At 37.1% G+C, this 12899-nt stretch carries 11 protein-coding genes; 8 read left to right on the plus strand and 3 right to left on the minus strand.

Features of this window, described 5'->3' with window-relative positions; all coding sequences use genetic code 11:
* The first annotated feature begins 1 nt into the window (after position 1).
* Both pgl and gnd read left to right on the plus strand, forming a co-directional pair.
* Positions 2 to 739, plus strand: a complete 738-nt coding sequence (gene pgl, locus MT391_RS05985) for a 6-phosphogluconolactonase (RefSeq protein WP_499442280.1) — start codon at positions 2 to 4, stop codon at positions 737 to 739.
* Positions 729 to 2177 carry a decarboxylating NADP(+)-dependent phosphogluconate dehydrogenase gene (gene gnd, locus MT391_RS05990; RefSeq protein WP_028869577.1) on the plus strand — a complete coding sequence of 483 codons (1449 nt, stop codon included), beginning with the start codon at positions 729 to 731 and terminating at the stop codon, positions 2175 to 2177. The genes pgl and gnd overlap by 11 nt, the downstream gene beginning before the upstream one ends.
* Before the next feature lie 153 nt (positions 2178 to 2330).
* Here gnd and MT391_RS05995 read toward each other — a convergent pair whose 3' ends face one another.
* The 3 genes from MT391_RS05995 to MT391_RS06005 all read right to left on the minus strand — a co-directional run bounded on the left by MT391_RS05995 (position 2331) and on the right by MT391_RS06005 (position 5555).
* Positions 2331 to 2951, minus strand: coding sequence for an HAD family hydrolase (locus MT391_RS05995; RefSeq protein ID WP_499497204.1), 621 nt, complete (start codon positions 2949 to 2951; stop codon positions 2331 to 2333).
* Positions 2952 to 3480: 529 nt separating this feature from the next.
* The gene (locus MT391_RS06000; RefSeq protein ID WP_499497205.1) at positions 3481 to 3831 is read right to left on the minus strand and encodes an Imm51 family immunity protein; all 351 of its coding nucleotides are present in this window, start codon (positions 3829 to 3831) and stop codon (positions 3481 to 3483) included.
* Positions 3832 to 4220: 389 nt separating this feature from the next.
* On the minus strand, positions 4221 to 5555 hold the full coding sequence (locus tag MT391_RS06005) for a ferredoxin reductase family protein (RefSeq protein ID WP_499497206.1): 1335 nt from the start codon (positions 5553 to 5555) through the stop codon (positions 4221 to 4223).
* Positions 5556 to 6014: 459 nt separating this feature from the next.
* On the opposite strand from MT391_RS06005, the gene MT391_RS06010 reads away from it, so the two are divergent.
* The 6 genes from MT391_RS06010 (at position 6015) to MT391_RS06035 (ending at position 12697) form a co-directional block, all read left to right on the plus strand.
* Positions 6015 to 6491 carry a response regulator gene (locus MT391_RS06010; protein ID WP_499497207.1) on the plus strand — a complete coding sequence of 159 codons (477 nt, stop codon included), beginning with the start codon at positions 6015 to 6017 and terminating at the stop codon, positions 6489 to 6491.
* Between the two features lie 142 nt (positions 6492 to 6633).
* Positions 6634 to 8055 (plus strand): SLC13 family permease, encoded by a 1422-nt coding sequence (locus MT391_RS06015; protein ID WP_499497208.1) that lies wholly within the window; start codon positions 6634 to 6636, stop codon positions 8053 to 8055.
* Positions 8056 to 8245: 190 nt separating this feature from the next.
* Positions 8246 to 8626, plus strand: a complete 381-nt coding sequence (locus MT391_RS06020) for a hypothetical protein (protein WP_499497209.1) — start codon at positions 8246 to 8248, stop codon at positions 8624 to 8626.
* 308 nt (positions 8627 to 8934) lie between these two features.
* Positions 8935 to 10569, plus strand: coding sequence for a diacylglycerol kinase family protein (locus MT391_RS06025; protein WP_499497210.1), 1635 nt, complete (start codon positions 8935 to 8937; stop codon positions 10567 to 10569).
* Positions 10570 to 10865: 296 nt separating this feature from the next.
* Positions 10866 to 11849 carry a mechanosensitive ion channel family protein gene (locus tag MT391_RS06030; protein ID WP_499497211.1) on the plus strand — a complete coding sequence of 328 codons (984 nt, stop codon included), beginning with the start codon at positions 10866 to 10868 and terminating at the stop codon, positions 11847 to 11849.
* 302 nt (positions 11850 to 12151) lie between these two features.
* Positions 12152 to 12697 carry a BON domain-containing protein gene (locus tag MT391_RS06035; protein WP_499497212.1) on the plus strand — a complete coding sequence of 182 codons (546 nt, stop codon included), beginning with the start codon at positions 12152 to 12154 and terminating at the stop codon, positions 12695 to 12697.
* The last annotated feature ends 202 nt before the right edge of the window (positions 12698 to 12899 follow it).

Consider the following 12899-nt stretch of genomic DNA (forward strand, 5'->3'; position numbering starts at 1 on the left):
TGTGAATAATATAATTTTCAATTCCACTCAAGCATTGCTTGATAAACTTGCGACTGATTTACAACAACTCAGTCTTAGTGAGCATAAAATCCATATCTCTTTATCGGGAGGTTCTACGCCTAATCTGTTATTTGATTATATAGCAAGTTCCGATTACGCAAACACCATCAATTGGCAGCAATTGCATTTTTGGTGGGGTGATGAACGCTGTGTTGCCCCTGACCACGAAGAAAGTAATTACGGTCAATGTAAACAACGTTTATTTGATCATATCGATATACCAGCAGAAAATGTTCATCGTATTAAAGGTGAAAACCCTCCCGCTGAAGAGGAGCTGCGCTATGCTCAAGAGATACAAGACATAATCCCTTGCGGTGATGATAATATTCCACAATTTGATTGGATCATTTTAGGAATGGGGGGAGATGGACACACAGCATCTATTTTCCCAGGGCAAACTAATTACGAAGAAACCAACTTAACTTTTATTGCAACACAACCGCAATCTGGTCAACTACGTATCTCTAAAACTGCACATTTAATAGAGCAGAGTAAACGCATTACTTATTTAGTGATGGGCGCGAGTAAAGCTGAGATGATTTATACCATAAATACTCAAGCAAACAGTGGGGACATCTACCCTGCAGCTCATATTTCAACTAAATCAGGATTAACCGAGTTTTATTTAGATCCAGAATCCGCAACACTATTACAAAAAGGAAACAATGATGAATGCTGATATCGCAGTCATAGGCCTAGCCGTGATGGGGCAAAACCTAATTTTAAATATGAATGACCATGGTTTTAAAGTGGTTGCTTATAATCGTACCGTGTCAAAAGTTGATCAATTTTTAGCATCAACAGCAAAAGATACCAATATTGTTGGCGCACACTCCTTAGAGGAAATGGTGAGCTTATTAGCAGCACCGCGTAAAATAATGTTAATGGTGCGAGCTGGTGACGTTGTTGATCATTTTATAGATGCCCTACTGCCACTCCTAGATAAAGGAGATATTATCATTGATGGCGGTAATTCTAATTATGTTGACAGTAACCGCCGTGTTCAAAAACTAAGCGAGTTAGGCCTTCATTTTGTAGGTGCAGGTGTTTCAGGTGGTGAAGAAGGTGCGCGCTTTGGCCCCTCTATTATGCCAGGTGGCGACATTAAAGCGTGGCCGCATATCAAACCTATCTTCCAAGGTATTTCTGCAAAAACAGATCAAGGTGAACCTTGTTGTGATTGGGTAGGTAATGCTGGCTCAGGCCATTTTGTAAAAATGATCCATAACGGTATCGAATACGGTGATATGCAGTTAATCAGTGAAGCTTATCACTTCATGAAAGAAGCATTATTGATGTCACATGAAGAGATGGAAGCCACCTTCCGTGAATGGAATGAAACAGAGTTAAATAGTTACTTAGTAGAAATAACCATACAGATTCTGGCCTTTAAAGACACTGATGGCGAACCACTGGTTGAAAAAATCATGGATACCGCAGGGCAAAAAGGTACCGGCAAATGGACAGGTATTAATGCCCTTGACCTCGGCATTCCTTTAACATTAATTACTGAATCTGTTTTTGCGCGTTACTTATCTTCTATTAAACAACAACGTGTGGAAGCGAGTAGCCTATTTAACAAATCTATTTCGCCTATCAAAGAAGATAAAGCAAAATGGGTTAATGCCCTACGTGATGCACTATTAGCGAGTAAAATCATCTCCTATGCACAGGGCTTTATGCTGATGAGACAAGCATCGGACGAAAATAATTGGGAGCTAAATTACGGTAACGTGGCATTAATGTGGCGCGGTGGTTGTATTATACGTAGTGCATTTTTGGGTAATATTCGAGATGCCTTTGCGACACAACCTGAACTCAACTTCCTAGGCTTAGACCCTTATTTTAAAGATATTCTAGAACGTTGTTTACCAGCATGGAGAGACGTCGCATCTAGCTCTCTGCAGATTGGGCTACCAATGCCATGTATGACCTCTGCACTGACCTTTTTAGATGGTTACACGACGGCGCAATTGCCAGCGAATATGATCCAAGCACAACGAGATTATTTTGGCGCGCATACCTTTGAGCGAATAGATAAACCTGCTGGAGAGTTCTTCCATAACAACTGGACAGGACATGGAGGTAATATCTCCTCCACCACCTATGATGCTTAAATAACCTTAACCGCACTCAAGTTTAAGGTAGCTATTTATAAAGTAGCTATGTTAAAGATAAATAGGTTTAAGATAGCAACTCCATAAGCAAAGGCGTTAAATCATCGAGTATGTTGATGATTTAACGCCTTATTCTTTGCACATCAATCATACTTAAAGTTTGCCAATCAATTCCGACATATGTTGTACTTGCAACATCGCAAGCGGACTTTGTTCAACGTCATTAGGCGCGTAATAAACACTCTTCATCTGCGCTGCATTGGCTGCCTGTAAACCGACTAGACTATCTTCAATCACATAACAATTAGCGGGATCAACCTGCATGGTTTCTGCTGCATGTAAAAATAAACCTGGGTCAGGCTTCCAAGAGCCGACTTCATAGGCGCTGAATATTTTACCTTTAAAATACTTATCCAACCCTGTCACCCGTAGTGCCTGTTCTATTTTCATTCTAGGGGCTGATGAAGCAATACAATAGGGAATACTCAGCGATTCAATTAACTCAATAACACCTTGATTAGGGGTTAAGTGAAGGTCAAAAAGTTGAGCTACTTTCTTTCTATATTCAACTTCGAAATTATCAGGAAAGGTGGTTGAAAATACTGCTTCTAAGCTCGACATGATCACATTAAGCTTAACACCTCGATACTCAGCAACAAGTTGTTCAGCACTTGCCTCAAGACCTAATTCAGCCAGCTGTTGCTGCATCGCTAGGTTACAGAGAAACTCACTGTCGACCAATGTTCCATCACAATCAAAAATCACTAAATCCATAACACCCTCATGATTACTTTATAAAAAGAATTAGATACTCACCTATTTATAACTACCGAACTTACAACAACTTATCTTATAGCCACTTACCTTACAATGGCTTATCTTATAGCTACTTACCTTATAACAACAACCTTACATCACTTTACAAATGACAAAAGTAAAATTAAAATTAAAAGGCGAACAATAATAATTGGCAGGAAGAGTCTGGATGAGTAATAGTTAAATATATCGCAGTTACATTGCAGCATAGTTAACTGAATAAATAACTGAATAGAACGTGAATAGAAAGTTAAAAAATTGAATAGAAAGCCGAATACATAGTAGAACAGTTCAATGTATACATAGCAGAGTACGTAGCTAAATACCTGACTCACAGGTGGCTAAGAATTATTGTTAATAAGAATAACAAGGAAGGAGAGCAAATAGTGAACGAGTAATAATTCGCTATTTACTCAATATTACCTCTTGATAATCAAAGATTTTATTTACAGAGTCTTTCAAACGGATGCATTAAGTACAAAGGTTTTCAAGCAGATGCGTTAGGTACAAAGTCATACTGCGCATAACGTTCAATAAAAGTATCTAAACGCGCATCATCATCATAAAACTCAGACACCATTTCAGCTACGTCATGCAATGCATCTCTATCTTGGCTGCGAATACAAAACATATCATGGTCGCTACACAGCGTTAATTTTGCTAAAAGATCGGGGTTTTTCTCGGTTAACATATTTTCAATTACCATTCCCCAGTCATCGCTATCACCTAAAAAATCATGAGACTCAAATGCTTTCCATTTTAAGTCCCCCAAGGTCAAACTGTGCATTTTTTGGAAACTTGAAAATAAAAAAGGTTGAAAAGCATTCGGTTGTTTCATAATAAATCTCTTTAATAGACACGGTTGATTTGAACTTCATCCTAGTCCTAAAAATAATAAAAAATAATGCTATGCATCATACTTTTGTATTTAATAATTTATATAACCCTCAGAATGAATAGGTTTTATTGATGAGCAAGTAATCTCATGCGAATTGGACTGTACTTAGCGAATGTTTATAGCGACCAACTCATATTTGTAACCGCCAAAGACCTCTGACACTTCCATAATCACGCTAACACCTTGATTTGGGATTTTTGATGTACGAGTTTAGGTGTATGAATTTAAGTGTATCAATTAGAATAAATTACTATTAATACACTCATCAAAACATGTAGCAGCAGTATTACTACTGTAAATAATTAACTACTACTGCAAATAATTAACCACTAACGCATCTGAAATAACTCATAATGAAATTTACTTTTGCTTAATCCAAGCTCATCAAATGCATGCTGTAATGCACTAGAAAAAGATTGAGGCCCACAAAACCAAACATCTGAATCCGCCCAATCCATTGCCATTTCAGTGATCTGTTTAGCATTTAAAAATCCCTGATTATTCACATCCCAAAGGTGTAATTTAACATTTGCTTGTTTAGCTAATGAGCTAATGTATTGAATAAAAATAGGATCAGGGCTTTGAGTACAATAAAAAAGATCCACAGAGCAAGACTGAGTTGTATTCGCCAACGCTTCCATTCTCGCAGTAAAGGCAGCGATACCAATTCCACCTGCAATCCAAATTTGATGACCGGTTTTAGATTTAAAGTTAAAACAACCGTAAGGACCTTCTAATGTGACCGGATCACCCACTTTAATACTGGTATTAAGTCTATCCGTAAAATCGCCAATCGCTTTAATATGAAAACGCACAGAACCCGATGAGTTTGGCATACTCGCAATAGTAAATGGATGTGGCTCTTGTCCCAAAAATGTAACAAAAGCAAACTGCCCAGGTTCATGACCAGGCCATTGCTTTGAAGTCCCCACGCAGAGACTTAATACGTGGTTACTTTTATAAAAATGAAAGCTTTCAATATGGCCCTGTATTTTATTTTTTTGTCCAATATTACCTATTAAGCTTTGTATTGCAGCCCAACAACCGATGACGATTAATAACCCAACAAACCAGCCTATAGGTTGCTGCCAATAACTAAACTTCACTAATACTAAACTATGAAATACAAACAATAGATAAACAACGGACATTAGTTTATGTGTTGTCAAAAATATTGGGTAACTGATCTTTTTGAATAAGGCGATAGCAATCAATAGTAGCAGCACATAAAAACTCCACTCACCTACCGATTCAGCGGAATGACGTAAGCTATGTAATAGCCCTTCAAATGAAGATGCATCAATCGTTGACAGCATTCGCCCTTTTCCACCAGGCTTATCTAATAGCCCCCAGTTGACCAAATATTTTGAACCTTTAGTCCAAAACCAATGGATAAGAATAAACACCAAACTACTTATGCCTAACCATTTATGTAAACGATATGACTTATCTAAACCATTTAATAACTTTTCTAAGGGCTTTAAACGCAGTGCTAGCAGCATAATAATGCTCATCGTAGCCATTGCTAAAATACCGCTATACTGCATCAATACTTTACGAATGGGAAAGTAAGACCAGGGAAGTAATTGAAAATTTTCGGCTAATACCCATAACAGGGTCAATGAACCAAAAAAAACCGGTATAAACCATTTTATTCTACGCATAACCCTCGCCTTCTAAGAACTTAAATAAGGATTGTAATAGCGACTTAAATAGGCGCTCAAAACGACGCAATTCACCTACTATTACCATGGTTATACTATAGCAAATAAATAGTTCTCAAATATGAATTAAATGTGGATTTAAGCACTAATAATTCAACGGGTAATAAAACGCTAAAACACCTTTTAAAGACGCCCTTATCAAACTCAACTAAAAGATATAGCGATCCTGTCTTTACTTGATCTGACCACCTATTTCGACCGTTGAGGCTATGCTATACCTTTATCTGTATCTTTGTTAACGCTTAGATATGAACATCGTTTGTTAGTACTAATTACCTTACTATTGAAGAGCGTTACTTTTTGTTTTACTGGAGCTAATTACTTTTTTATTGGAGTGAATGACTTTTCATTTTATTAGCAATGATTACTTTTATTGATGGCTGTGTAGGAGGGATTAAAATGGAAAAAATTAATATTATTTGCGTTGACGATGATCGCGAAATCCTAGAGGCCGTCAATCGAGACCTTAGCTTTTTTAGTGAAATGTTCACTATCGAAGAGTGCCAATCTGCAGAGCAATGTGAGCAATTATTAGAAACCTTCGATGCTCAGCAAGAATATGTCGCTTTAATTATTTCAGGGCATTTTTTACCCGTTAAATCAGGCGTTGCATTATTAACAGAAGTAGCAACCGACAATCGCTTCATTGGCACTAAAAAAATTCTGCTTACGGGCCATGCCACACAAGCAGATACTATCAAAGCGATTAACAGCGCCAAGGTTGATGGCTTCTTAGCCAAAACCTGGGACTCTGACGAGCTAATTCAAATGGTGAAGGAGTTATTGACACAATTCATCCTTGAAAAAGGAATTGACTATGAACCTTTTATAAAGAAACTCGATGCCCCTACTCTGTATCGATTACTTAAATCATAAATTTTGCTGCATTAGCTTTTGATAATAACGAGTTCGTAATAACAGCAGACAATAAAATAACGCGAGGATACAAACAGAATTACTTCAACAGCTTAACATTAATATCAACGTAAATTGGATCGCTTTGTGGGAGGCATATTAAATGATAAAAAAAAACTTGAAGTACATTCTGCCTATTTTATTGCCCTTAATTATTATTTTATTACCCGCAGATAGCTTTGGACTCGCTGGTTTAACATTAGTAGAGCAACGTGTGATGGCTATTTTTGTAATGGCTGCTTTGTGCTGGGTCTTGGAGCCGATTCCAATTTACGCCACTTCCGTGTTAATTATTGTATTAGAGTTGCTGCTTATTTCCGATCACGGATTATGGTTTGCCACCAATGACACACCACAACTGCAAGGGAATTTACTTAGCCAAACTGACATTATGGCCACCTTCGCATCACCGATTATCATGCTTTTTCTCGGTGGTTTTTTCTTAGCTATTGCCTCGACCAAATATCGTTTGGATATTAATTTAGCCCGCGTACTGTTGCGCCCATTTGGCCACCAGCCTAAATATGTAATGCTTGGAATAATGTTGATCACCGCTGTTTTTTCAATGTTTATGAGTAATACCGCAACCACCGCTATGATGCTATCTATTTTAACCCCAGTGTTAGCATTATTTGGTAATAAGGACATGGGTAAGATAGCCTTTGCATTATCGGTTCCTGTTGCAGCTAACATCGGCGGTATCGCCACGCCTATTGGTACACCACCGAATGCGGTTGCGCTTAAATACTTAGTCAATGAAAACAGTGTTAGCTTTGCAGAATGGATGGCAATGGGTGTGCCCTTTGTTGCGGTAATGTTATTGCTAGCTTGGTTGTTACTAAACCATTTATTTCCTGCTTCCGTTAATGTCATAAAACTAGATATCGAAGGCACATTTTTAAAAACGCCCAAGGCTTGGCTCGTTTATGGAACCTTTTTATTAACCATCATATTATGGTTACTAGGAGACTTGCATGGAATGAGTTCTTACGTAGTTGCTATGTTACCCGTCGCTATATTCTCTATTTTTAATATCATTAGTAAGGAAGACTTAAAGCATATTTCCTGGGATGTTTTATGGCTTGTTTCCGGCGGCATAGCCTTAGGTTTAGCATTAGATAAAACAGGACTAGCAGCACGCACCATCGAAGCGATTCCATTCCATCACTTTCACCCATTAGTGCTGATTGTTGGCGCTTCTATGTTGTGTTTATTGATGGCTAATTTTATGTCTAATACAGCCAGTGCTAACCTGCTATTACCTTTAGTCGCCACATTAGGTGCATCGATGCATTCATTACTTCCCTATGGCGGTCAAATGGTCCTCATATTATCAGTAACCTTTGCAGCCTCTTTAGGTATGTCTTTACCCGTCAGTACACCACCTAATGCACTCGCTTATGCTAGTGGACATATAAGAAGTTCTCAAATGCTTAAAGTAGGAGTGATATTAGGGATTAGTGGTTTATTAATCAGCTTTTCTATGTTTTTTGTACTGCATCAATTGGGCGTTATTATTAACTAATTACATTTATTGTTATTGCTATTGTTAAAAGAAAAGGGCCAGTAACAATCAGCATTATGGCCTATTACAAAATCATCATTATTTTTTAACTTTCATCAACAATACAGCTCAAAATTACTGGTTTTAAATAAATCAATTATGTAAGGTATTGGACTCAGTATTGTTCAGGATCTTAGAATAGGAGCTAAAAGTGAACGGAATCTTTTGTGGTTATTACGATCAAGAAATGGAACAAGATGTTCCGTTACAGCCGACCTTAAATGAAGCATTACATTTTTTTAGAAACTTTCAATGGGAGAATAAACAACCAACATCCACGATGAAAATGTTAATGTTACAAATTCCAGAGCTTGACGATACCTCTTTACAGATTTCTAGCTTAGAGAAAGATAAATGGATTATTTCGGCCAAGGTTTCTCAACGCCGACGCTTTTTAGGCCCCTTTTTTAAACAAGATGTTTTTAGTCTTTTTATGGATGAAAATGCACTTGAAACAGAGAATTTAATCCGTGATTTTTACCAACATTCATTAAGTGAATTTATTCAGTTATTAAAAGACAATAACCTCTGACTTTCTCAGATACCAAGAAGCTAAAAAACTCCCGACAATAGCTACAACAAATACGACAGCAACTAAAACAAAAACAACTTACCAATTTAAGCGCCACCATTGCCATTGTAATCGAGCAGTATTAACAATCACTCATGTAAAATTTACACAACCAGTTTAAATTTTCATTTAGAAAAAACAATAAAACAATATTTATCAGTAAGTTAAAGTTTGGTACGGCCTTTGCAAATACACTCAATTATTGATTGCTTTGATAGATGGGTGCGCCCCTCTGGTAATGCTATCGTTTTTTCATAAGGGGATTAGTAATGCCTATTTATTTTTATTACATCGCATTAACCTTCATTTTTGCTTTATTGGGTTATTTCAACACTTTTTTACTGTCTTTTATTTTATATTGGATCAGTGCCTCTCTCGCCGTTATTTCAATTGCTTACCTGATTAAGATGCCCAGTATATTTAGAAAAAATAGCGATGGACGCATTCCCCTCTATATCAATGTTTTATTATGGCCATTTATTGCAGGTGTTTATATTTATAATGGCATTGCCAGGAGGCTGGATAAGACCCCTAAAATACATAAAGTAGGCAAAGGTTTATTCGTCGCAACGCGTTTAAATACACAAGACTTTATATCCGGAGACATCAGTGATATTCATGCAATTGTAGATATGACCGCTGAATTTAGTGCCTTAGATTGGGGAAGTACTGCATTAGAACTAGATTATTTGAATATTCCAACATTAGACCATCAAACACCGGATCTCGATTCTTTACAGCAAGCAATCACTTGGATCGACAACCATATTAATGACGATAACAACGTAGTGGTTCACTGCGCTTTAGGCAGAGGACGTTCGGTATTTGTTGCCGCGGCTTATTTATTAGCAAAAAATCCGGACTTAACCGTTCGAGAAGTATTAGATAGCATATCAAGTGTGCGAACCCAAGCAGGCTTAAACAAAAAACAGTTAAGACGCTTAGCGCAATATCGAGAACAGAAAAGCCTTAATACTTATCCAACGGCTTGGTTAATTGTAAATCCGGCTGCAGGCGGTGGGAAATGGGAGCAATATAAAGTCGATGTTATCAATCAACTTAATAAACACTTCTCATTAACAGTAAGAGAAACAACCCCAACAGTATCCGCTAAACACTATACCGAACAAGCGCTGGCGGCTAAGACTTCGACAGTCATTGCTGCGGGAGGAGATGGCACTTTAAGAGAAGTTGCTGAAGAGGTGGTGAATACCAATATCACATTTGGTTTTTTACCTATGGGTACCGCGAATGCATTAGCCCACCATTTATACGGCCACCTGTCTAAAATAACCCCCGTTGAGCTTGCGCTATCACACATATGTAATAAGCAAACAGTTAAAATTGATACAGCAAAATGTAATGGTAAAACGGCGCTGTTATTAGCAGGGATTGGCCTTGAATATGACATGATCAATTTTGCAGACAGAGAAGTAAAAGATGATAACGGGCAATTTGCATATTTAAATGGTTTTTGGAAAGCCTATTCAGAGGGAAAAACCTATCATGTTGATGTCGCCTTTGATGATCAGAATTTTACCCCTATCGAAACCACAAGTTTTGTAGTTGCCAATGCCGCTCCCGTAACAAGTTTGCTAGCACAAGGTAATGGTGCACCTAACATTCAAGACGGTTACCTTGATGTTACTTGGATTAACTCAACACAACAGGTAGGCAGTAAATTAATGGGGTTAGGTGAATTAATTTCAGCTGGATTGAGCTTTAATAATGACCAACCAAGGCCAGTAGATAGTGAACAAAATATTCGGGCTAAGCGTGTTAAAAAAATAAAAATCAATAGTAAAGAAACGATTAAATACGTCATTGATGGTGAATTATTTGAAAGTGATACGCTCAATATTTGTATTAACCCCAGTGCGTTAACGGTTTTTTTAAAACAATAAAAATAACAGCGCTTAGTGAACCTGTTCACAATAGGGAATAACACTTAGCGCTTTTATTTCAAGCCCCCTTCCATCAGCGCAACAGTCATTGCACTTAACTCTATATTATCCTCAGCAAAGAGAATGCGGCTCTAGGAATAACTGACAATTTTCTTTGTAAAATTTACTATTTCGCTTTTTTAAACCCATCAAAAAACCAATAAATTAAATAATATCAGCAAGTTAAGTTCGGGCCTAAAATTTGCAGTGTAATTTGTATGTATGGGTTTTATGTATGATTTTTCTAGGAGTACGGCGTGGACTTATTAAATATTGATCAATATTGGAAGCTGATTGAAGAAAAGCTAAATACTTGGATAGAGACAGGTATTCAGCATATACCCAATTTAATCGTGGCAATTATCTTTATTATTTTCTTCTCTTTATTCGCACGTATTGCCGGTAATGTAATGCGTAAAGTATTAAGGCGCACATTTGACTCCCACCAAATAGCTGATTTAATCACAGCGATTCTTAAAACCTGCTTAATATTAATGGGTATTTTCATTTGCTTAGACTTTGTTGGCTTAAAAGGTACAGTCACCTCGTTATTAGCGGGTGCAGGGATAATAGGTTTGGCAATCGGTTTTGCCTTCCAAGATATGACTGAAAATCTAATTGCCGGCATTGTAATGGGTATACGAAAACCATTTAAAATCGGCGATATAGTCGAAGCTGATGGTGTATTTGGTACTGTTAAAACCATTAACTTACGCAATACCTTAGTTGAAACATTTTTTGGCCAACTAGAAATCATCCCTAACAAAATATTGTTCAGAAATATATTAACCAATTACACAGTGATTGGAGAAAGACGTATTGAAATCCCCGTTTCAATTTCCTATGCCGACGATCCCGACCAGGCTGCGAAGCTGTTAGTTAACGCATTAAATGAATGTGACTTTGTGATCAAAAAACAGGAAACCAATGTATACGCTGAAAGTTTTGGAGATAGCGCTATTAATTTACTAGTGTGGTTTTGGATTGATTACCCTGGCCAAACAGGTTTCATGGCAGCAAGACACCAAGCTATTTCTGTTATTAAAAATACGCTAGAAGAAGCTGATATCTTGATCCCATTCCCTATTCGTACGCTGGATTTTGCAATTAAAGGGGGAAAACAGTTAGGTCAGGTATTAACTGAACAAGTTAACGACAAACAAAGCGCTACATCAACTAACGAAACGCATAATAAACAGACTCATGCAGATGCTAAATCAAACACGACAAATAATTACTAAGTAATCTAATCGTTAATATCTAGTCGTTAATAATAGGCAAAAGCACCCCTCTAGGATTACTCGTGAAGTTATCCTAGAGGGGTGCTATAACCGTGATCATTTAAGATGCAAAACCAGCGAGCCGTGAGGTCAATGCTTACCGGCGATACTCCCTTGTAATTTTTACATTAACGCATGTAATAAAAACAAAGTGAGTTTACTAAAAAGCCACCTAAAAAAACTATAACAATTAAAAATCAACAACTTACAGTTTTGGCATAATAATCGCTAATCTATATTACCTAATCAAAAAGGAGAAAATGATGAAAAACTCAATTCGTTCAATTATTGCACTTACTTTGTTCACTGCAGGTTCAACAGCCGTATTCGCAGACAATACATGGGAAGATAAATCTAAAGATGCATGGTTAGATGGTAAAGCAGAAACAACGCTTTTATTTAACAGTCATTTAAACTCTTTTGATATTAATACCGATGTGCAAGACCGTGTTGTGATCCTAACGGGTAAAGTAGATAGCACCGTAGATAAATCTTTGGCGGAAGAGCTAGTAGCAAGCCTTGAAGGTGTTGATTCAGTTGACAACAAACTTTCAGTGATTAATAAAGAACAAGATAGTGAATTGGTTGCTTCGTTAACCGACTCAAAAGTTGAAGCCGTGGTTAAAAGTAAATTATTAATGTCATCGGACGTGAGCGGAACAAGCATCGAAGTTGAAGTGCTTAATGGCGTAGTGATATTAACCGGTGAAGTTGACTCAGACAGTGAAGAAGAATTAGCAGTGATGATCGCTAAAAACAGCGAAGATGTGAAATCTGTTATAAACAAATTAGAAGTTGCTGACAGTTAAATATTAATCAGTGCTCAAGAATCAAATAAAGCATACTTCGGTGTGCTTTTTTCATGCACATAAAGCCATTACTAATTCAAAGCCATTTAAAAACTATTTAAAAGCTATCTAAACCTTTTGATTAAATCATACAAACCTCCCTATCAAATTCTAAAGTATTAATGCCTATATCTTAAGGAGTAATTTGTATAAAGATCTTTAA

Source organism: Vibrio sp. 1-Bac 57 (assembly GCF_037546855.1).
Taxonomy (GTDB): domain Bacteria; phylum Pseudomonadota; class Gammaproteobacteria; order Enterobacterales; family Psychromonadaceae; genus Psychromonas.